A 21,213-nucleotide genomic window follows, 5' to 3' on the forward strand; every position below is an offset into this window, starting at 1 on the left:
CCGAAATCAAACTCCGCGTCAGCCGCGAAACCCTCGCCGCCCTGCGCGAGCACCCTCTTCTTAAAAAACGCAACAAAAGTGGCTGGGAACGCCGTGAGTTGATGAATCAATACTTCGACACCCCGGAGCGCGATCTGGCCCGGGCCAAAGTCGCCCTGCGCCTGCGCAAGGATGGCGAAGAAGTGATCCAGACCCTCAAAACCCGCGGCCAAAGCATTGCCGGTCTGTCCGAGCGTAACGAGTACGACTGGAACCTGCCCAAAGCCAAGCTCGACCTGAAGAAACTCGACGGCGAATGCTGGCCCGAGGAACTGGCCGAACTGGACAAGAAAACCCTGAAGCCGATCTTCACCACCGACTTCGTCCGCGAACGTGCAGAAATCGCCTGGGGCCGTGGCAAGACCAAAGTGGTTATCGAAGCCGCTCTGGATCTGGGCCACGTCGTGGTCGGCAAACAGAAAGAAGAAATCTGCGAGCTTGAACTGGAACTGCGCGAAGGCGAGCCGGCCGCACTGCTGGAACTGGCCGCCGAGCTGGCCGAGAAACTGGCGCTGATGCCTTGCGATATCAGCAAGGCCGAGCGCGGTTATCGCCTGTACGACGCCCACAGCTATTCGCTGAGCCTGCCGGCGCCGCAGATCACCGCCGAAACCCCGCTGGACGACGCGTTCGCCGCGCTGAGCTGGCATTTGCTGGGCAGCAGCCAGCGTCTGGCCGAGCAGTATCGCTTCAACGGTCATTGGCGCCTGTTGCAGGACTGGGTCGAGTGCCTGGCTGAAATGCGCGCGCTGATCAGCAGCCTCGGGCAAGCCGCCCCGCGTCAGTCGACCCACGACCTGCGCGTCGCGCTCGATGCCTTGCTGGAAGACTGGCGTCCGCTGGTTCAGGCCGGTCTCGAGGATGAAGACGTGCGCAAAGCCGCGCCGGAGCAATTCCTCGAGGAGCTGGAAGACCCGCGTTGGGGCCTGTTCTCCCTGACCACTTCACGCTGGTTGCTGGCCCGCACCTGGACCGCCGAGCGCAACACCCGCGGCAATCGTCAGGGCGCTGCGCAATTGGGCAGCTGGTTGCCACGGTTGCTGGGCGAAGAGGCCACTTCCTTGCAATTGCAGCGTTACCAGCAACAGCCGGAAGATCTGGCTGAACAGCTGCCGCGCATCGAACGCATCCAGGTCTGGTTGCACCATGCGCGCAACGTACTGGAGATACCGGAAATGGACCGCCTGTACGGTGAGCTGAACAAACTGGCGCAACTGGCCAACGAACCGACGATCACCGATGAATTGCTCGATGCGCGCAAGCAGCAGGCGATTGCGGTTTATCAGAACCGTGCCTGGAAGATGCTGCTGCGCATGTAATACCGCCATCGCTGGCAAGCCAGCTCCCACAGTGTTCACTATTGGAACGCATAGGGTGTTTCAACCCAAAGACCTGTGGGAGCTGGCTTGCCAGCGATGAGGCCAGCACAATCACCGCAACACCGGCAAACTGGTCGTGGACTTGATCTCCGATAACGCCACAACCGAGTTCACTTCCTGAATCCCCGGCACCAGCGACAGCTTCTCGAAAAAGAAGCGCTCATACGCTTCGATGTCCGCCGCGACGATCCGCAGCATGAAGTCCACAGCCCCCATCAGCACATAACACTCCAGCACCTCGGGAAAACCGCGAATCGCCTCGGTGAATTCGGTGAAGTTCGATCGCCCGTGGGCGTTGAGTTTTATCTGGGCAAATATCTGCGTGTTCAGGCCGATTTTCTTGCGATCCAGCAACGTCACCTGTGCACGAATGATCCCCTCGTCCTTCATACGCTGAATCCGCCACCAGCACGGTGACTGCGAGAGTCCCACCTGCTCAGCGATCTGCGCACTGGAGAGCGAAGCGTCTTCTTGCAGCAACGCGAGAATCTTGCGGTCGTAGCTGTCCAACTCAACCTGCATAAAAATACCCCATACCGCTTTGTAAACGAATTGATTGATTCGACATAACCGTCTTTCGCTCAATCATAGAGAAGAAATACCCAGCAACGGATGTAAAAATTTCTCCATGTTTTTTGGAGTCCGACCATGCCGCATCTCGAAGCCGTGAACACTTTTCCCATCCGCGCCGACGTCTGGAATGCCGGCAATACCCACTGCCGTGTGCACTACCAATTGCTGGCCGAAGCCGAACCGGACTTGTTGTGCCGCGCACTCAACCTGTTTGCGCTGCAATGCCTCACGCCGGACCAGGTCAACGTGCAGCGCCAGCACGATCTGCTAGCCATCGAGATCGTCATCGACGGTTTGAGCTGGCACCGCGCCAAGGTCATTGCACAAAAACTTCGTAACCTCATCAGCGTCTGCTCGGTTGAGTTGCGAACCGTCGATTCAGCCTGGGTTGAGCCGGCTCAGGCGACTGGCTGAAAAGACCGGATACGCCTTCGTCGGGTAGTGGCCCAACGGTCTGCGGAGCCGCGGCTATCCTTTGCGGACTGTTGTCCAAAAGGAGCCCGCATGTCCGTTCAACTCTCAATTCAGGACCGCTGGCTGGATCTCAATGATGTGCTGCGCGAGCTGGTCGCCCAAGGTTTTATCAACCAGGATTCTGCCGAGCAGGCACTCAATGCCCGTCGCCGCCATGCCGCACAGGGCCAGATGCACCCGCTGGAATTCATCGCCAGCCAACAACTGGACGACCTCAGCCGTCCGGGCAAGCATCTTGATCTGGAAAACCTGACCCTGTGGCTGTCCCAGCAGGCCGGCCAGCCTTACCTGCGAATCGACCCTCTGAAAATCAACGTCGCCGCCGTTACGCCGTTGATGTCCTACGCCTTCGCCCAGCGTCACAAGATCCTGGCGGTGGCCATCGACCGCGACGCCGTGACGGTCGCCAGCGCGCAGCCATACGTCAACGGCTGGGAGGCCGACTTGACCCATGTACTGAAGCTGCCGATCAAACGCGTGGTGGCCAACCCCGTGGATATCCAGCGTTTCAGCGTTGAGTTCTTTCGCCTGGCCAAGTCGGTCACCGGGGCCAACAACGCCGATCAGCAAGTCAATACCCTGGGCAACTTCGAACAATTGCTCAACCTTGGCGCCAGCGACCAGGAGCCGGACGCCAACGACGCGCACATCGTCAACATCGTCGACTGGTTGTTCCAGTACGCCTTCCAGCAGCGCGCCAGCGATATCCATATCGAACCCCGGCGCGAGCAGGGCACGGTGCGTTTTCGCATCGATGGCGTGTTGCACAACGTCTACCAATTTCCTCCGCAAGTGACCATGGCCATCGTCAGTCGCCTGAAAAGCCTGGGGCGGATGAACGTTGCGGAAAAGCGCAAACCCCAGGATGGCCGGGTGAAGACCAAGACCCCGGACGGCGGGGAAGTCGAACTGCGGCTTTCGACCCTGCCGACAGCCTTCGGCGAAAAAATGGTGATGCGGATCTTTGACCCCGAAGTGCTGCTGAAGGATTTCGACCAGCTGGGTTTTTCCGCAGACGACCTGCGCCGCTGGCAAGACATGACCCGCCAACCCAACGGCATCATTCTGGTCACCGGGCCGACCGGTTCGGGCAAGACCACGACCCTGTACACCACGCTGAAAAAACTGGCGACGCCGGAGGTCAACCTCTGCACCATCGAAGACCCGATTGAAATGGTCGAACCGGCGTTCAACCAGATGCAGGTCCAGCACAACATCGACCTGACGTTCGCCGCCGGCGTGCGCGCGCTGATGCGGCAAGACCCGGACATCATCATGATCGGCGAGATCCGCGACCTGGAAACTGCCGAAATGGCCATTCAAGCTGCCCTCACCGGCCACTTGGTGCTGTCGACGCTGCACACCAACGATGCACCCAGCGCCATCAGCCGTTTGCTGGAACTCGGCGTGCCGCACTACCTGATCAAAGCCACGGTCCTCGGCGTCATGGCCCAGCGGTTGGTGCGGACCTTGTGCCCGCACTGCAAGGCACCACAAGCCTTGAACGAAGAGGACTGGCAAACCCTGACCCGGCCCTGGCAGGCGCCGTTGCCCGGTAACGCTCAACGCGCCATCGGTTGCCTGGAATGCCGCGACACTGGTTATCACGGGCGAGCGGGCGTCTACGAAATCATGCAGCTCAGCGACGGCATCAAATCCCTGATCAACCCGGACACCGACTTGCTGGCGGTGCGGCGACAGGCGTTCAAGGAGGGCATGCGCAGCTTGCGATTGTCGGGGGCGCAGAAAGTGGCGGCGGGTTTGACCACCGTCGAAGAAGTCTTGCGCGTGACGCCGCAGAGCGAGCAGAAGTAGGCGTGCGGTGATGGAACTGGATGGGGCGATGACGATCCAACCCCGTAGTTAAAAACCCAGTGGAGTCACCCCTATGCGTTTCAAATTTGCTGTCGCCACCATCGCCCTGTTGTCCCTGCCAGTCGGTTCGGCGATGGCTGATAGCTTTTGGCGTAATGTCATTTCGTCCGGTGCGACCACCGCTTCGACCTACCTGACCTTCAAGGATCACAAACTGATCGTCGCCGCCCAGGACGATGCCGGCAGCTTCGTTGCCAGCGACGGCGGCATCCGCGGCCCGTACCTGGAAGCGGCCATGCAGAAAGTCCGCGCCGACAACCCGGGCCTGCAGGCTACGGATATGGAACTGGCGAATGCGATTCTGGCGAAGAATGCCGTGGCTGCCGAATAAGCCCGGTTGCTGAACGAAAAATGCCGCTCAAATGAGCGGCATTTTTTTGCACAAACTGTAGGAGCAAGGCTTGCCCGCGATGACGATCTCAAGGTCGCTATCGCGGGCAAGCCTTACTCCTACAGGAACGAGTACTGTCAGCGGTAATCATCCACCGGCACACACGCGCAAAACAGATTCCGGTCCCCGTAGACATTGTCCACCCGGTTCACCACCGGCCAGTACTTGTGGGCCTTGGTATGCGCGTCCGGCGTAACTGCTTGCTCGATGCTGTAGGGCCGTTCCCAGATCCCGGTGACATCGGCCAGCGTATGCGGTGCGCGCTTCAAGGGATTATCTTCGGCCGGCCAGTTGCCATTCTGCACTTCGGTAATCTCTGCGCGAATACTCAGCATTGCCCCGATGAAGCGGTCCAGCTCGGCTTTCGATTCGCTTTCCGTAGGCTCGACCATCAACGTCCCCGGCACCGGGAACGACATGGTGGGTGCGTGGAAGCCATAGTCCATGAGGCGCTTGGCAACGTCTTCCTCACTGATGCCTGTGAGCGCCTTCAAAGGTCGCAGGTCGAGAATGCATTCGTGCGCCACCCGCTCGTTGCGCCCGGTGTAGAGCACCGGGAACGCGCCGGACAAATGCCGCGCCAGGTAATTCGCCGCCAGGATCGCCACTTCGCTGGCGTCGGCCAGTTGCGGCCCCATCATGGCGATGTACATCCAGCTGATCGGCAGGATACTCGCGCTGCCCCACGGCGCCGCGCTGACCGCACCGTTCTGTGCCAGCGGTCCGTCGATGGGCACCACCGGATGGTTGGCCACGAACGGCGCCAGATGCGCGCGCACGCCTATAGGCCCCATGCCCGGCCCGCCGCCGCCGTGGGGAATGCAGAAAGTTTTGTGCAGGTTCATGTGCGACACATCGGCGCCAATGTCTGCAGGCCGCGCCAGCCCGACCTGGGCATTGAGATTGGCGCCGTCCATGTACACCTGGCCGCCGTGCTGGTGAATCACCGCGCAGATCTCGCTGATGCCTTCCTCGTAGACGCCATGGGTCGAAGGATACGTCGCCATCAGGCAAGAGAGTTTGTCTGCGGCGTCTGCCGCTTTTTCCTTCAAGTCCTCCAGATCGACGTTGCCGGCCTCATCGCATTCAACGATCACCACGCGCATCCCGGCCATCTGCGCCGACGCCGGGTTGGTGCCATGGGCGGATGATGGAATCAGGCAGATATCGCGCGCACCCTGCTGGCGGCTCTCGTGGTATTTGCGAATCGCCAGCAATCCCGCGTACTCGCCCTGGGCGCCCGAGTTGGGTTGCATGCAGATCGCATCGAAACCGGTGATCGCGCAGAGCCAGCGCTCCAGCTCCTCGATCATCAACGAATAACCGACCGCCTGCTCTTTAGGTGCGAACGGATGCAGATTGGCAAACTGCGGCCAGGTGATCGGGATCATCTCGCTGGTGGCGTTGAGCTTCATGGTGCACGAGCCCAGTGGAATCATCGACTGATTGAGCGCCAGATCCTTATTTTCCAGCTGCTTGAGGTAACGCAACATTTCGGTTTCGCTGTGATGGGCGCTAAACACCGGATGTTGCAGATAAGGCGTAGTGCGTAAAAGGCCGGCCGGTATGCCGCAAGCCAGCGTTTGTGTGTCCAGTTCGTCGACGTCGAGCCCATGATCGGCTCCCAGGAACACATCGAACAGTTTTGCCACCGTGGTTTCGTCACAACTTTCGTCGAGGCTTAAACCCAACAGCCCACGCCCCAGGATGCGCAGGTTGATCTGTGCGGCCACGGCGCTTTCGATAATTGCCGTTTGGGTGCCACCGACGTCCAGCGTCAGCGTGTCGAAGAACTGCTGGTTCAGGCGCTTGATGCCCTTGCGCTCAAGGCCCTCGGCGAGAATACAGGTCAGTCGATGCACACGCTGGGCAATGCGCTTGAGCCCTTCCGGCCCGTGGTAGACCGCATAGAAACTGGCAATGTTGGCCAGCAACACCTGGGCCGTGCAAATGTTGGAGTTGGCTTTCTCGCGACGAATGTGTTGCTCGCGGGTTTGCAGGGCCATGCGCAGGGCCACGTTACCCCGTGCATCTTTCGACACGCCGATGATCCGCCCAGGAATCGCTCGCTTGTATTCGTCGCGGCTGGCAAAGAACGCCGCATGCGGCCCACCGTAGCCCATGGGCACGCCGAAACGCTGGGACGAACCGAACACTACGTCGGCACCCAATTCTCCCGGCGGGGTCAGCAACAGCAGGCTCAGCAGATCCGTGGCGACACAGGCCAGCGCCTGTTGGGCATGCAGGTGATCGATCAAGGGACGCAGGTCGCGGATCTCGCCGTGGGTGTCGGGATATTGCAGCAGCGCGCCGAACACCTGGTGCTGCTTCAAGTTATCCACAGCATCGATGATCAGATCGAAACCGAAGCCTTCGGCGCGGGTCTGCACCACGGAAATAGTCTGCGGATGGCAGTTTTCATCGACGAAGAACAGATTGCTTTTCGATTTGGCAACGCGTTTGGCCAGGGCCATGGCTTCCGCCGCGGCGGTCGCTTCGTCCAGCAGAGAGGCGTTGGCCAATTCCAGCCCCGTGAGATCGATGGTCAGTTGCTGGAAGTTCAACAGCGCTTCGAGCCGGCCCTGAGCGATCTCCGGTTGATAAGGCGTGTAAGCGGTGTACCAGCCGGGATTTTCCAGCACGTTGCGCAAGATGACCGTCGGCGTGAGCGTGCCGTGATAGCCCATGCCGATCAGGCTGGTCCAGACCTGATTCTGCTCGGCATATCCCCGCAGCTTCGCCAGCGCCGCTTCTTCGTCCAGTGCCGGTGGCAGATCAAGCGCCCGATTCAGGCGAATTCCCGGCGGCACAGTCTGTTCGATCAGCTCGACCCGGCTGCCAAGACCGAGGCTGTCGAGCATCGCCTGCTGCTCGGCGGCATCCGGCCCGAGGTGGCGGCGAAGAAAGGCATTGGGGTCGCGTAACTGGCTCAGGGACGGCAACTGGGACATGACGGGCTCTCTCTTGGCTGGCGCTCAGCGTCGATGCAACACGGTCAAACCAGCATAGCAGCCGATGTCGGACACGATTCTTTGGAAAACCCTGTGGGAGCAAAGCTTGCTCGCGATAGCGGTAGATCAACCAATATAAATGTTGAATGTGAGGCCCTCATCGCGAGCAAGCTCGCTCCCACAAAAAAGCAGGTATCGCGAAAGTTGTCAGGCATGAAAAAGCCCCGACAGGTCGGGGCTTTGGGGTGACGCTTGAAGGCTTACTCGCCGATGGCAGCCTTGTAACCGGCGGCGTCGAGCAGGTTGTCCAGGTCAGCGCTGTTGCCTGGCTTGAGCTTGAAGATCCAGGCGCCGTACGGATCGGAGTTGAGCAGTTCCGGGTTGGCGCTCAGCTCTTCGTTCACGGCAATCACTTCGCCGGCAATCGGCGAATAGATGTCGGAAGCGGCTTTCACCGATTCAACGACACCGGCCTGATCTTGCGCGGCAAACACGTTGCCGACTTCGGTCAATTCGACAAACACCACATCACCCAGCGCTTCCTGCGCGTGATCGCTGATGCCCACGGTGACGGTGCCATCGGCTTCCAGACGTGCCCATTCGTGACTTTCGGCAAAACGCAGGTCGGCAGGAATATCGCTCATGTTCAGTTCCTCAGGAAAATTGTCGGCGGTCCAAGCCCGCCGGAAAAGATTAGATCAAGGTTTTGCCATGGCGTACGAAGGTCGGTTTGACCACTCGAACCGGGTACCACTTGCCACGGATTTCCACTTCTGCGCGGTCGGCAGTTGCCATCGGCACGCGCGCCAGTGCAATCGACTTGCTAAGCGTAGGAGAGAAACTACCACTGGTGATCTCCCCTTCGCCAACATCAGCGATGCGGACCACTTGATGCGCGCGCAAAACGCCGCGTTCCTCAAGGACCAGCCCCACCAGTTTGTGCTGAATTCCTCCGGCCTGTTCCGCCTCCAGTGCCTTGCGGCCGACGAACTGGCGCGAGGTCGGTTCCCAGGCAATGCTCCAGGCCATGTTGGAGGCCAGCGGTGAAACGTCTTGATTGATGTCCTGGCCGTAGAGGTTCATCCCGGCCTCGACCCGCAAGGTGTCACGTGCGCCCAGCCCGATCGGGGAAATACCCGCCCCGACCAGATCGTTGAAGAATCCCGGCGCCTGATCGGCCGGCAAGATAATTTCCAGACCGTCTTCACCGGTGTAGCCGGTACGCGCAATGAACCAGTCACCGTCGGGCTGGCCTTCAAAAGGCTTGAGCAGCTGAATCAGATTGCCGCGGGACTGGTTCACCAGTTCGGCAATCTTGTGCCGGGCATGCGGCCCCTGAATGGCCAGCATCGCCAGTTCGGCCCGTTCGTTGAGCTGTACATCGAAGCCGTCGAGATGCGCCTGCATCCACGCCATGTCCTGATCGCGCGTCGAGGCGTTGACCACCAGGCGATAACCCTCATCGAGGCGGTAGACGATCATGTCGTCAACGATGCCGCCACGTTCATTGAGCATGGCGCTGTACAACGCACGGCCGGAGCTGTGCAGGCGTTCGACGTCGTTGGCCAGCAGGTGCTGCAGCCAGGCCTTGGCCTGGGGGCCGCTGACATCGATCACGGTCATGTGGGATACATCGAAGACACCGCAATCGCGGCGCACCTCATGGTGTTCCTCGACCTGCGATCCATAATGCAGAGGCATATCCCAACCGCCAAAATCGACCATCTTCGCGCCGAGGGCGAGATGAAGGTCATACAGAGGCGTACGCTGTCCCATGGGTTTCTCCTTCCGGGCGTGGCGAAGGTGCGGGCGAGTGATAAACCGTCTGAAAACCTTGAATTCAAAGGCTTCCAGCCGATTTTTACTACCTTGTCTGTCAGACGGACCGCACCGAATGCCGCGCATTGTAGCCGCAAGGTGTAGGACTGGCACCTAGCTGTTTCGATGCGCCGAACGTCGTATCAATCCGATAACCGGTAGCAGCCCGACCAAAACCAGGGTCAAGGCCGGTAACGACGCCCTCGCCCACTCACCCTCACTGGTCATTTCGAAGATTCGCACTGCCAGCGTATCCCAGCCAAACGGGCGCATCAGGAGGGTCGCGGGCATTTCCTTGAGCACGTCGACAAACACCAGCAGCGCCGCACTCAACGAACCGGGCAGCAACAACGGCAGATACACTTTGAAAAACAGTCGCGGACCGCTGACACCCAGGCTACGTGCCGCTTCGGGCAAAGATGGCCGTATACGCGCCAGACTGCTTTCCAGCGGCCCATAAGCCACGGCAATGAAACGCACCAGATAGGCCAGCAACAGCGCTGCCAGACTGCCCAGCAGCAGTGGCTTGCCGGCTCCGCCGAACCAGCCGGAGAGTGGAATCACCAGCTCACGGTCCAGATAACTGAACGCCAGCATGATCGACACCGCCAGCACCGAACCGGGCAATGCATAACCCAGATTGGCCAGACTGACACCTGCGCGGATGCCCTGCGTCGGCGCCAAGCGTCGGGCAAACGCCAGGACCAACGCGACACTGACAGTGACCAACGCCGCCATCGCGCCCAGGTACAGCGTGTGGACGATCAGACCGGTATAACGCTCATCGAGATCGAAGCGCCCGCGCTGCCAGAACCACACCAACAGTTGCAGCACAGGGATGACGAAGGCGCAGGCGAATACCAGACCGCACCAGCCGGTGGCCAGCAGCGCTTTGACTCCATGCAGGTGATACAGCGCCTTGACCCGTGGCCGTTCATTGCTCGCCCGATTGGCACCACGGGCACGCCGCTCGCCGTACAACACCACCATCACCACCAGCAGGAGCAGGCTGGCCAGTTGCGCGGCGCTGGACAGGCTGAAAAAGCCATACCAGGTCTTGTAGATGGCGGTGGTGAAGGTGTCGAAGTTGAACACCGACACGGCACCGAAATCCGCCAGGGTTTCCATCAGCGCCAATGCCACACCCGCACCAATGGCAGGACGCGCCATGGGCATGGCCACCCGCCAGAACGCCTGCCAGGGCGATTGCCCCAGCACCCGAGCAGCCTCCATCAAGCCTTTGCCCTGAGCCAGGAATGCCGTGCGCGCCAACAGGTAAACATAGGGGTAGAACACCAGCACCAAAACCACAATCACCCCACCCGTGGAACGCACGCGCGGCAGGCGCAGCCCGGTGCCGAACCACTCACGCAACAGGGTTTGCACCGGGCCGGCGAAATCCAGCAGGCCGACAAAGACGAACGCCAGCACGTAGGCGGGAATCGCAAAGGGCAGCATCAAGGCCCAGTCCAGCCAGCGCCTGCCGGGGAACTCGCAAAGGCTGGTGAGCCAGGCCAGGCTCACACCGAGCACCGTCACGCCGACACCAACGCCAAGCACCAGGGTCAGGGTGTTGCCCAACAACCGCGGCATCTGGGTTTCCCAGAGATGGGACCAGATCTGCTGATCGATGGTTTGCCAGGACAACAGCAACACGCTCAAGGGCAACAGGACCAGCGCAGCGATGGCGAAGACCAGGGGATACCAGCGGCGTTGGGCGGGGTGGGCCAAGGAAAACTCTCGTTTAAATGATTGTGCCCACGCTTTGCGTGGGCACACATCTTGTGACGCTCTGCGTCACGCTTCGACGCGAAGCGTCGGTGGATGCATTCCCACGCAGAGCGTGGGAACGATCAGTGCCGTAAAGGCGCGCAGTATAAAGATAACGTCAATTCCAACCAGCCCGATCCATCATCCGGATCGCCTCAGCCTGACGCTTGCCCGCGACTTCCACCGGCAAGGTATCGGCAATGAACTTGCCCCACGCCGCCACTTCTGCGGATGGCTGAACCGTCGGGTTGGCCGGGAACTCCTGGTTCACATCGGCAAAGATTTTCTGCGCTTCAGGCGTGGTCATCCACTCCACCAGGGCCTTGGCGGCTTCCGGGTGCGGCGCGTGTTTGGTCAGGCCGATACCCGACAGGTTGACGTGCACGCCACGATCCGCCTGGTTCGGCCAGAACAGCTTCACCGGCAGATCAGGTTTTTGCTTGTGCAGGCGACCGTAGTAGTAGGTGTTGACGATGCCCACATCGCATTGGCCGGCGTTGATGGCTTCGAGTACGGCGACGTCATCGGAGAATACGTCAGTGGACAGGTTGTTGACCCAGCCCTTGAGGATCTTCTCGGTTTTCTCGGCGCCGTGCACTTCGATCATGGTGGCAGTCAGGGACTGGTTATAGACCTTCTTTGCCGTGCGCAGGCACAGGCGACCTTCCCAGTTCTTGTCGGCCAGCGCTTCGTAGGTGGTCAACTCGCCCGGCTTCACCCGCTCGGTGGAGTAGGCGATGGTCCGCGCGCGCAAGCTCAGGCCGGTCCAGGCATGGGAAGCTGCGCGATATTGCAGCGGGATATTGGCGTCGATGGTTTTCGAGGTGAACGGCTGGAGAATGCCCATCTGCTCGGCCTGCCAGAGGTTGCCGGCATCAACGGTCAGCAGCAGGTCGGCTGTGGCGTTCTCGCCCTCGGCCTTGATCCGCTGCATCAGCGGCGCTTCCTTGTCGGTGATGAACTTCACCTTCACACCGGTTTTTGCAGTGTAGGCATCGAAGACTGGCTTGATGAGCTCGTCGATACGCGAGGAGTAGACAACCACCTCGTCGGCGGCCTGGGCGGCAGTGCTGCCAATCAGAGCCAGGGCCAGTGCGGTCAGTAGACGCTTCGGTGCCAACATGGGAGCGGTCTCTCGATTGAAAAAGTGAGACCAAATGATAAGGACTCACATTTAGCTTCTCAATCGAACAGTTCGCGGAGGCGTTACCAGATGTTGCATAGGCGACGTTGTTGGAAAATGTGCCGACGCCTTCGCGGGCAAGCCTCGCTCCTACCAGTGCGTGTCGATTTGCTTGCCCGCGAACAGGCCACAGGCCATCAATATCTCAGGCCTTGGCCAGCGCCGGCAGATCCCCGATCAAACCCAGCGCTTCGCGCACAAACAGCGCCTTGGCCTCCGGCATCTGGTCAACCAGCTTCAGCCCGGTATTACGCAACCAGCGCACCGGCAACGGATCGGCCTGGAACAGTCGCTCGAAGCCTTCCATCGCCGCCATCAGCGCCAGGTTATGCGGCATGCGGCGACGTTCGTAGCGGCTGAGTACCTTCACATCCGCCAGACGCTCGCCACGGCTCGCCGCTTGCAACAACACTTCGGCCAGTACGGCGGCGTCGAGGAAGCCAAGATTCACGCCCTGCCCGGCCAACGGGTGAATGGTGTGGGCCGCATCGCCAATCAGCGCCAGGCCTTCAGCTACATAACGCTTGGCATGCCGCTGACGCAGTGGCACGCACAGACGCGGGTCGGCATTGAGCACGGTCCCTAGCCGACCTTCGAAGGCTCGCTCCAGCTCGCGGCAGAACACCTCGTCATCCAGCGCCATCAGGCGTTCGGCTTCACTCGGCGTAGTCGACCAGACGATCGAACACCAGTCGTGCTGGCCATCACGCTCCAACGGCAAAAACGCCAACGGGCCGTTGTCGGTAAAGCGCTGCCAGGCTGTCGATTGATGGTTTTTTGAGCTGCGCACGCTGGTGACGATGGCGTGATGCAAATAATCCCACTCCCGCGTCGCCACGCCCGTCAGGCGCCGCACTGCCGAATTGGCGCCATCCGCGGCGATCACCAGCGGTGCACGCAACGTGCGGCCGTCGGCCAGGGTCAGCAGCCAATCGTCGCCGGAGCGACGCATTTGTTCGAGACGCGCGTTGGCCAGCATGCCTAAATCACAATCGTGCAAGCGATCGAGCAAGGCGTCCTGCACCACGCGGTTCTCAACGATGTGTCCCAGCACCTCGGCATGCACGCTGGCTGCCGAGAAGTGGATCTGCCCGGTACCGCTGCCATCCCAGACGTGCATGTCGCTATAGGGACTGCTGCGCCTGCTGACGATGCCGTCCCACACACCCAGGCGCTCGAGAATCCGCTGGCTGGCGATGGACAGCGCACTCACCCGTGGTTCGAACGGGGCTTGGGCGTCAAACGGTTTGACGCTCATCGGACTGCCGTCGAGCAGCAGGACTTCCAGCCCGCTGTCCTGCAACGCCAGCGCCAGGGCACTGCCGACCATTCCGGCTCCGACAATCAGCAGATCTGCGCGCATTTCCATGCTTTAAGCCTGTCTCGCTTGCGGCTTGAGCCGCACGTAAAGGGTTTTTCCGACACGCGCCACCAGGTGGCCGGCGCCGTCATGAATATCGACCTGCAATTGCGGCAGGTATTTTTCGCCACCCGCCGTCTGTCGCCGGATCTCGTCGAGCAACGTGTCGTCGATGTTGAAACGGGCGAACACCGGGCCTTTGCCCGGCGCGATGAAATCGATGTCCGCCGCCTTGTCCCAGACGATGTAGTTGCGCCCCAGGTTCTCCATCAGCATCAGCATGAAGAACGGGTCGACCATCGAATACAGGCTGCCACCAAACTGGGTGCCGACGTAATTGCGGTTGTACCAGCTCAAGCCCATGGAGACCTGGATGTCGCGAAAGTCATCGCTGATATGCCGCACGCGCACGCCGGCGCCGAGGTACGGCGGATAGAAGCTCATGAATCGGCGCATCAGTCGCGCCTTGCCGAACGTGCGAGTCAGCCACTTAAGCATCAGGGCGAGTACCCAGGCCCATGGCCTGTCGGGCGAACCAGCGTTTGGCCGGCGGCAGCAGATCCAGACCGAGCAATCCGAGATTGCGCCCCAACGAAACCAGTGGCTGGGTGCTGCCGAACAGGCGCGTGACCTGATCGGAGAAACCGACGGTGAGGTTCTGATCCAGGCGCTGTCGTTCGCGATAAGCCTGCAAGGTCGCGAAGTGGCCCAATGGCTGCTCGCTGGCGAGCAATGCATCGGCCAGTGCCTGGGCATCACGCAGCGACAGGTTGAAACCCTGTCCGGCAATCGGGTGCAGGCTATGGGCGGCATTGCCGAGCACCGCCAGGTGCGAGCGTACCTGTTCCTCGGCCTCGACCAGCGACAATGGGTACAAATGCCGAGCGCCAACCTGCTTCAACGTGCCCAAGCGATAACCGAACACGCCCTGCAACTCGCTGAGAAAACTGCGTTCATCCAATGCAGCCAAGCGTTGCGCGTCCATCCCCAAACGGGTCCAGACCAATGCGCAGCGGTTGTCCGGCAGCGGCAGCAACGCCATCGGGCCATCGTCGGTAAAACGCTCGAACGCCATGCCGTTGTGGGCTTCACTCGGGGTGATGTTGGCGATCAGCGCGCTCTGGTTGTACGGGCGCTTTCGAATGCCGATGCCCAATTGCTCGCGCAGCCCTGAGCGGCCGCCATCGGCCAACACGGCGAGGTCGCATTCCAGTGTGGTTTCGTCATTGAGGATCAGGCGATAGCCATCGGTGAGCGGCTCCATGCGGGTGACTTCGGCCGGGCACCGCCAACTGATGACGTCTTTGTCCAGGCCTTGCCACAGGCACTGGCCGAGCCAGGCGTTTTCCACCACGTAACCCAACGCCGGCACACCTTCCTCCATGGCCGACAGCCGCGCCGTGGAAAAACGCCCACGGTCGGAGACGTGAATCTGTTTGATCGGTTCGGCGCGGCGGGAGATCTCCTGCCAAACGCCGAGGCGCTGATAAATCTGCCGTGCACCAAAGGACAAGGCCGTGGAGCGCGCGTCATAACTTGGCTGATACGAATCGCCGGGCGCGAAGGGCTCGATCAGGACGATTTTCCAGCCCCGAGCCTTGGCCCCGGCCTGTAACGCCAACGCCAGGCTGGCACCGACCAGGCCACCACCGATGATTGCCAGATTGACTCGACTCATGCCGCTTGTGTCCGCGCTTGCGCCATCAAAGCCTCGATTTCAGCCACTGTTTTCGGTACGCCCTTGGTGAGGATTTCACAGCCGTTTTTGGTGACCACTACGTCGTCCTCGATGCGCACGCCAATGCCGCGCCATTTTTTCGCCACGCTCTGATTGTCCGGAGCGATGTAAATCCCCGGCTCTACCGTCAACGCCATGCCGACTTCCAGCACACGCCATTCGCCACCGACCTTGTATTCGCCGACGTCATGCACATCCATTCCCAGCCAGTGACCGGCGCGGTGCATGTAAAACGCCTTGTAGGCTTCACTGGCGATCAACTCTTCGACATTACCCTGCAACAAACCCAATTCGATCAGGCCGGTGGTAATCACCCGCACAGTGGCCTCGTGGGCCTGATTCCAGTGTTTATTCGGTGCGATCTCGGCAAACGCGGCTTCCTGCGCGGCCAACACCAGTTCGTAGATCGCCTTCTGCTCTGCGGAATACTTGCCGTTGACCGGCCAGGTGCGGGTGATGTCGCTGGCGTAGCAGTCGATTTCGCAGCCGGCGTCGATCAGCACCAGATCGCCGTCCTTGAGCACGGCGTCATTCTGCTGGTAATGCAGGATGCAGCTGTTGCGCCCAGAGGCAACGATCGAACCGTAGGCCGGCATCTTCGCCCCACCCTTGCGGAATTCGTAATCGAGTTCGGCTTCAAGGCTGAACTCGTATAAGCCGGCACGGCTGGTCTGCATGGCACGGACATGCGCCTGGGCGGAAATCCGTGCGGCCTCGCGCATCACCTTCACTTCTGCCGCCGACTTATACAGGCGCATGTCATGCAGCAGATGATCCAGGGCAACGAATTCGTTCGGTGGCTGGGCGCCGAGATTGGCCTTGGAGCGGATCACGTTGATCCATTCCATCAAGTGCCGGTCGAATTCCGGGTTGCTGCCCATGGCCGAATACACCCGGTCACGACCTTCGATCAGGCCGGGCAAAATGTCGTCGATATCGGTAATCGGAAAGGCGTCGTCGGCGCCGAAGTCGCGAATCGCACCCTCCTGGCCGGCACGCAGGCCATCCCACAACTCACGTTCGGCGTTGCGTTCGCGGCAGAACAGAATGTACTCGCCATGCACGCGGCCTGGCATCAACACCAGTACCGCCTGCGGCTCGGGAAAACCGCTGAGGTACTGGAAGTCGCTGTCCTGACGGTAGACGTGCTCGACGTCGCGGTTGCGGATGGCGACCGCGGCGGCGGGCAGGATGGCGATGCTGTTGGGTTCCATCTGCGCCATCAAGGCCTTGCGGCGACGGCTGTATTCCGATTTCGGGATATGGATCATGGGCAGATGGCGTTCCCTGGGTTTGATCAGTGCAGCGACGGTTTGGCGGCAGCCGCCGCGTCTTTCTTGGTTTCCGAGAACAGCAGCAGCGGCGCGACGCGCAGGTATTCCATGACTTCCATGTAGTCGGTTTCGCCGTCTTCGGACTCTTCCAGGGCATCCTGCACCTGGGAAATCGCTGCCAGATCCTGCAACACCTCGGTGGCCTCGGTGCTCAGGGCGCTGCTGTCACGGCAGTTCAGGCCGAACCCGCTGAGGAAGCCCTGGCACCACTGGCCCAACGCAGCGGCGCGGTCGGTAAGCGGAGCATCGTCGGTCGGCAGCAACAGGACGACGGTCACGTCATCGCCGGTGAGCTCGCCCTTGACCATCTCTTGCAGGCCGATCAAGGCGTTGCGTACGTTGTCCTGCGGCTCGTTTTCGAGCAGTTCGGCGGCGTCGATCAGCCAGCCTTCGGCATCGAAACCGGCACCCGCGCAGCTGCGGCCGAGCAACAGGCCGTGCAGTTCGGCAGGCGAGACATTGTGACCACTGGAAGTCAGCAGGGTGGCGAAAGCTTGGTACGGGGAATTCTGAATGGTCATGGGCAGCTAGGCGCCAGACGGCGCTATGTCTAGAATGAAGGCCTTGTATCCTACATCGACTCCTCTGTAGGAGCGAGCCTGCCGAATCGTCGCACCGTCGCGATGGCCGCCAACGATTACGCTGGGTACCTGACACCCGCGGCGTTCTCGGGTTCATCGCGAGCAGGCTCGCTCCTACAGTTCAACCCCATCAGACAGTGAAGACAATGGAAGACACCGACCTGCAAGCGCTGATGGCCAGACTCGAACTGCTGATTACCCGAGTCGAGCAACTTAAGAGCCAAAACGGACTCTTACTAGCTCAGGAAAAGACCTGGCGCGAGGAACGCGCTCACCTCATTGAAAAAAACGAAATCGCCCGGCGTAAGGTCGAATCGATGATTTCGCGCCTCAAGGCCCTGGAGCAAGACTCATGAGTTCAAGCAATAGCGTCACCGTGCAGATCCTCGACAAAGAGTATTCGATCATCTGCCCCCAGGAAGAGCGCAGCAACCTGGTGAGCGCCGCCCGCTATCTGGACGGCAAGATGCGCGAGATTCGCAGCAGCGGCAAAGTTATCGGTGCCGACCGTATTGCCGTGATGGCTGCGCTGAACATCACCCACGACCTGCTGCACAAGGAAGAGCGCCCGGATATCCAGGCCAGCGGCTCGACCCGTGAACAGGTACGTGACCTGCTCGATCGCGTCGATCTGGTGCTCGCGACCGATCCGGACGTCACCAAAGGCTGATTCGCGCCACCGCTTGCGGTATACTCCGATCACTCCCTGGGGTGCTTGCCAGTTGGCGATGTCCCTGAGCCGATTTGCTATACCCTGGAGGTTGCACGTTGGGCTGGTGTGCATGTCCGCTAGACGGAAAGCCTTAAAGCCTACTGCATCTTCCACCTTGAACTTTCGGGTTCAAGGGCTAAGTCGACAGCGGTACATCCGGGGAGCCTGATTCCAGTCCGATGCCGGTTTGAATACCGGCATCGGCGTTTTTATGGGTACCATTTGCGTACCCATACTGCTGAAGCCGATTCCATGACCGAACCTGCTTTGCTTCCCCGCCCGCAACTTCGACGCTTGCTGCGCAAGGCCCGCCGCGCATTGACGCCCAGTCAACAGCGCGCGGCAGCTCGCGGGCTGTACAGGCAATTGGCTCAGCAACCGCTGTTTCGCCGCGCAAAACACATCTCTCTTTACCTGCCCACCGACGGTGAAATTGACCCGCGACTGCTGCTGCGTGCGGCTCAACGTCGAGGCAAGGCCACCTATCTGCCGGTACTCAGCGCCTGGCCGCGAACCAAAATGGTTTTCCAGCGCATCCGCCCCGGTGAAAAGCTCAAGCCCAACCGCTTTCGGATACTCGAACCCCGGCACAACCTTGCCCGGCAACGCAAAGTCTGGGCGCTGGATCTGGTGCTGCTGCCATTAGTGGGTTTTGACGATGTCGGCGGACGCCTGGGCATGGGCGGCGGTTTCTACGATCGAAGCCTGGCCTACCTGGCGCGTCGCAATGACTGGCGCAAGCCGACACTGCTGGGGCTGGCCCATGAATGTCAGAAGGTCGAGCGCCTGGCTCAAGCGAGCTGGGATGTGCCGCTGCAAGGAACGGTAACGGACAAGGCCTGGTATTACGCGGGCTAGACGCCACTGGCGTCAGCGGCGTCGAAAAGACAGGATCAGCGCTTGAACGCAGTCGACTGTTGCTGCAACTGGGCTACTTCGACCGGCGCGTCGGTCTTGTTGGCCCACAGGCTTTGGGCATAGCCAGTGGTCACGACGCCAAGGCCGAACAAAATGACCAAAATCCATAGTAAATCCGGTTTGCGTTTCATCGATTGCCCCCCAAAGGCATATCAACACGATGACAGCAGCGGTTTCCGTTTTGTAGGCCGTGCAGCAGCGTCAAGCTCTAAAGGCCGGCATTTTGCGGCAACGTGAACCGCTGCGCAAATGCTGGCGTCAACCGACTGTCGGTTTGTCATAAAATTGCCCGACAACCTGCCCACTCACCTCGCAAGGAACAAAAAACATGGCCTATTGGCTGATGAAATCCGAGCCCGACGAACTCTCGATCAAAGGCCTGGAGAAGCTTGGCAGAGCGCGCTGGGACGGGGTCCGCAACTATCAGGCGCGAAATTTCCTGCGGGCCATGGCGATGGGGGACGAGTTTTTCTTCTATCACTCCAGCTGCCCGGAACCAGGGATCGCCGGGATCGGCAAGATAGTCGAAGCCGCGTATCCAGACCCGACGGCGCTGGAGCCTGAAAGTCATTACTACGACCCCAAGGCAACCACGGAAAAAAACGCCTGGAGTGCAATTGACGTAGAACATATCAAGACGTTTTCCAAGGTCTTGAAGCTCGATTACCTGAAGCAGCAGACGGCACTGGCCGAAATGCCGCTGGTGCAGAAAGGATCGCGGCTGTCGGTGATGCCGGTGACGCCGGAGCAGTGGGCGGCGGTGATTGCGCTTCTGTAGGAGCACGGCTTGCCGGCGATGGCGGTCTTGAGTGCGCTATCGCGAGCAAGCTTTGCTCCTACAGGTCCAGCATTACTGGATGATCAGGTTGTTGAACAACAGATCCTCAACCACCGGCTTTCCGGTTTCGTCGTTCATGATCTGCTGGGTTTGCTTCAGCGCTTCCTGACGCAGCTTTTCCTTGGCCTCGACGTTGTTCATCGTCTCGGTAGTCTGCTGGGCAAACAACGCCACGAGCTGATTCCGAATCAGCGGCTCGTTGGCCTTGACCGCTTTGGTCGCCTCTTCGCCGGTCACACGCAACGCCACATCGGCCTTGTATACCTTGAGTTTCGGCGTGCCATCGAGCCCGTAATTACCCACGAACGGCGGGCTCAGGGTGATGTAATTGACCTTCGGTGCCGCATCCTCTTTGGCTTCTTCGGCCACTGCTGCCACAGGCAGAGACAGGGCCAGCATCAACATGATCCACGCTTTCACAATTCGCTCCTTATCCGGTTTGCGGCCTAGCATAACGACCCGCCGCGCAAGCACAAGCTTATGGCTGCCTATCAGGGCCGGGCATGCTCGTTGACCCATCGACTCACACACCTACACTTATCGGCCATCACTCCCAAAGGAATAGCCCTGATGAAAGCCGTGCTGTGCAAAGCCTTCGGCCCTGCCGAATCGCTGGTGCTGGAAGACGTCGCCAGCCCTGTCGCGAAGAAGAACGAAATCCTGCTGGATGTGCACGCCGCCGGGGTCAACTTCCCCGACACGCTGATCATTGAGGGCAAGTACCAGTTCAAGCCGCCCTTCCCGTTTTCACCGGGCGGTGAAGCAGCCGGCGTGGTCTGCGAAGTGGGTGAAAAGGTCAGTCACTTGAAAGTCGGAGACCGGGTCATGGCCCTGACCGGCTGGGGCAGCTTCGCCGAACAGGTCGCGGTGCCGGGCTACAACGTGCTACCGATTCCGCCGTCGATGGACTTCAACACAGCCGCCGCCTTCAGCATGACCTACGGCACCTCGATGCACGCGCTCAAGCAGCGCGGCAACCTGCAGCCGGGCGAAACCCTGCTGGTGCTCGGCGCTTCCGGTGGCGTCGGCCTCGCGGCAGTGGAGATCGGCAAGGCCATGGGCGCCCGTGTGATCGCTGCCGCCAGCAGCGCAGAAAAACTCGCCGTGGCCAAAGCCGCGGGGGCCGACGAACTGATCAACTACAGCGAAACCAGCCTCAAGGACGAAATCAAACGCCTGACCGATGGCCAGGGTGCCGACGTGATCTACGACCCGGTGGGTGGTGACCTGTTCGACCAGGCCATCCGCGCCATCGCCTGGAACGGCCGCCTGCTGGTGG

Annotated in this window: 22 protein-coding genes and 1 other RNA gene; 10 read left to right on the forward strand and 13 right to left on the reverse strand. The window is 60.5% G+C overall.

The genetic code is table 11. From position 1 onward, the window contains the following. Positions 1-1,358: CYTH domain-containing protein (locus D8V06_RS05025; protein ID WP_130930546.1), on the forward strand; the 1,358-nt coding region annotated here is incomplete at its 5' end. A 111-nt stretch (positions 1,359-1,469) separates the two neighbouring features. Here the strand turns inward: D8V06_RS05025 and D8V06_RS05030 are convergent. Then, on the reverse strand, positions 1,470-1,940 hold the full coding sequence (locus D8V06_RS05030; RefSeq protein ID WP_130930547.1) for an Lrp/AsnC family transcriptional regulator: 471 nt from the start codon (positions 1,938-1,940) through the stop codon (positions 1,470-1,472). Positions 1,941-2,066: 126 nt separating this feature from the next. Here D8V06_RS05030 and D8V06_RS05035 point away from each other — a divergent pair, with 126 nt between their 5' ends. The 3 genes from D8V06_RS05035 to D8V06_RS05045 all read left to right on the forward strand — a co-directional run bounded on the left by D8V06_RS05035 (position 2,067) and on the right by D8V06_RS05045 (position 4,671). Continuing rightward, a complete protein-coding gene (locus D8V06_RS05035; RefSeq protein ID WP_130930548.1) occupies positions 2,067-2,405 on the forward strand; it encodes a hypothetical protein in 339 nt (112 codons plus the stop codon). 90 nt (positions 2,406-2,495) lie between these two features. Next, positions 2,496-4,280, forward strand: a complete 1,785-nt coding sequence (locus D8V06_RS05040; RefSeq protein ID WP_056854070.1) for a GspE/PulE family protein — start codon at positions 2,496-2,498, stop codon at positions 4,278-4,280. Positions 4,281-4,353: 73 nt separating this feature from the next. Then, on the forward strand, positions 4,354-4,671 hold the full coding sequence (locus D8V06_RS05045) for a DUF2388 domain-containing protein (RefSeq protein WP_056854071.1): 318 nt from the start codon (positions 4,354-4,356) through the stop codon (positions 4,669-4,671). A 137-nt stretch (positions 4,672-4,808) separates the two neighbouring features. Here D8V06_RS05045 and gcvP read toward each other — a convergent pair whose 3' ends face one another. The 10 genes from gcvP to D8V06_RS05100 all read right to left on the reverse strand — a co-directional run bounded on the left by gcvP (position 4,809) and on the right by D8V06_RS05100 (position 17,406). Next, on the reverse strand, positions 4,809-7,682 hold the full coding sequence (gene gcvP / locus D8V06_RS05050) for an aminomethyl-transferring glycine dehydrogenase (RefSeq protein ID WP_130930549.1): 2,874 nt from the start codon (positions 7,680-7,682) through the stop codon (positions 4,809-4,811). A 260-nt stretch (positions 7,683-7,942) separates the two neighbouring features. After that, positions 7,943-8,326 carry a glycine cleavage system protein GcvH gene (gcvH, locus tag D8V06_RS05060; protein ID WP_056854073.1) on the reverse strand — a complete coding sequence of 128 codons (384 nt, stop codon included), beginning with the start codon at positions 8,324-8,326 and terminating at the stop codon, positions 7,943-7,945. 49 nt (positions 8,327-8,375) lie between these two features. Next, entirely contained in the window at positions 8,376-9,458 is a 1,083-nt protein-coding gene (gcvT, locus tag D8V06_RS05065) for a glycine cleavage system aminomethyltransferase GcvT (RefSeq protein WP_056854074.1), read from the reverse strand. Positions 9,459-9,614: 156 nt separating this feature from the next. After that, entirely contained in the window at positions 9,615-11,231 is a 1,617-nt protein-coding gene (locus tag D8V06_RS05070; protein WP_130903836.1) for an iron ABC transporter permease, read from the reverse strand. A 157-nt stretch (positions 11,232-11,388) separates the two neighbouring features. Further along, a complete protein-coding gene (locus D8V06_RS05075) occupies positions 11,389-12,393 on the reverse strand; it encodes an extracellular solute-binding protein (RefSeq protein ID WP_130930550.1) in 1,005 nt (334 codons plus the stop codon). A 205-nt stretch (positions 12,394-12,598) separates the two neighbouring features. Next, positions 12,599-13,816: a 2-octaprenyl-3-methyl-6-methoxy-1,4-benzoquinol hydroxylase gene (locus D8V06_RS05080; RefSeq protein WP_177434375.1), complete on the reverse strand. Its 1,218-nt coding sequence runs from the start codon at positions 13,814-13,816 to the stop codon at positions 12,599-12,601. A 9-nt stretch (positions 13,817-13,825) separates the two neighbouring features. Beyond that, the gene (locus D8V06_RS05085) at positions 13,826-14,311 is read right to left on the reverse strand and encodes a DUF4442 domain-containing protein (RefSeq protein ID WP_130907764.1); all 486 of its coding nucleotides are present in this window, start codon (positions 14,309-14,311) and stop codon (positions 13,826-13,828) included. Further along, positions 14,304-15,491, reverse strand: a complete 1,188-nt coding sequence (gene ubiH / locus D8V06_RS05090) for a 2-octaprenyl-6-methoxyphenyl hydroxylase (protein WP_130907765.1) — start codon at positions 15,489-15,491, stop codon at positions 14,304-14,306. The genes D8V06_RS05085 and ubiH overlap by 8 nt, the downstream gene beginning before the upstream one ends. After that, the gene (pepP, locus tag D8V06_RS05095) at positions 15,488-16,822 is read right to left on the reverse strand and encodes a Xaa-Pro aminopeptidase (RefSeq protein ID WP_056854080.1); all 1,335 of its coding nucleotides are present in this window, start codon (positions 16,820-16,822) and stop codon (positions 15,488-15,490) included. Before pepP ends, ubiH begins: the two co-directional genes overlap by 4 nt. 26 nt (positions 16,823-16,848) lie before the next feature. After that, a complete protein-coding gene (locus tag D8V06_RS05100) occupies positions 16,849-17,406 on the reverse strand; it encodes a YecA family protein (RefSeq protein WP_056854081.1) in 558 nt (185 codons plus the stop codon). Positions 17,407-17,612: 206 nt separating this feature from the next. Between D8V06_RS05100 and D8V06_RS05105 the strand changes: the two genes are divergently transcribed. The 4 genes from D8V06_RS05105 to D8V06_RS05120 all read left to right on the forward strand — a co-directional run bounded on the left by D8V06_RS05105 (position 17,613) and on the right by D8V06_RS05120 (position 19,036). Further along, complete coding sequence (locus tag D8V06_RS05105; RefSeq protein WP_007982902.1) at positions 17,613-17,822, forward strand: TIGR02449 family protein; 210 nt, start codon at positions 17,613-17,615, stop codon at positions 17,820-17,822. Then, entirely contained in the window at positions 17,819-18,136 is a 318-nt protein-coding gene (locus D8V06_RS05110) for a cell division protein ZapA (RefSeq protein WP_008055229.1), read from the forward strand. The genes D8V06_RS05105 and D8V06_RS05110 overlap by 4 nt, the downstream gene beginning before the upstream one ends. A 30-nt stretch (positions 18,137-18,166) precedes the next feature. Next, a non-coding RNA gene (ssrS, locus tag D8V06_RS05115) (6S RNA) lies at positions 18,167-18,345 on the forward strand. Between the two features lie 85 nt (positions 18,346-18,430). Beyond that, positions 18,431-19,036 carry a 5-formyltetrahydrofolate cyclo-ligase gene (locus tag D8V06_RS05120; protein WP_056854082.1) on the forward strand — a complete coding sequence of 202 codons (606 nt, stop codon included), beginning with the start codon at positions 18,431-18,433 and terminating at the stop codon, positions 19,034-19,036. 35 nt (positions 19,037-19,071) lie between these two features. On the opposite strand, the gene D8V06_RS30330 is transcribed toward D8V06_RS05120, so the two are convergent. Further along, positions 19,072-19,227: a hypothetical protein gene (locus tag D8V06_RS30330; protein WP_008048702.1), complete on the reverse strand. Its 156-nt coding sequence runs from the start codon at positions 19,225-19,227 to the stop codon at positions 19,072-19,074. Between the two features lie 197 nt (positions 19,228-19,424). Between D8V06_RS30330 and D8V06_RS05125 the strand changes: the two genes are divergently transcribed. After that, the gene (locus D8V06_RS05125; protein WP_130930551.1) at positions 19,425-19,874 is read left to right on the forward strand and encodes an EVE domain-containing protein; all 450 of its coding nucleotides are present in this window, start codon (positions 19,425-19,427) and stop codon (positions 19,872-19,874) included. Between the two features lie 72 nt (positions 19,875-19,946). On the opposite strand, the gene D8V06_RS05130 is transcribed toward D8V06_RS05125, so the two are convergent. After that, positions 19,947-20,354 (reverse strand): flagellar basal body-associated protein FliL, encoded by a 408-nt coding sequence (locus D8V06_RS05130; protein WP_056854084.1) that lies wholly within the window; start codon positions 20,352-20,354, stop codon positions 19,947-19,949. Between the two features lie 150 nt (positions 20,355-20,504). Here D8V06_RS05130 and D8V06_RS05135 point away from each other — a divergent pair. After that, positions 20,505-21,213: NADPH:quinone oxidoreductase family protein (locus D8V06_RS05135; protein WP_130930552.1), on the forward strand; the 709-nt coding region annotated here is incomplete at its 3' end.

The organism is Pseudomonas sp. Sample_24 (genome assembly GCF_004307605.1).
In the GTDB taxonomy this organism is placed as follows: Bacteria; Pseudomonadota; Gammaproteobacteria; order Pseudomonadales; family Pseudomonadaceae; genus Aquipseudomonas.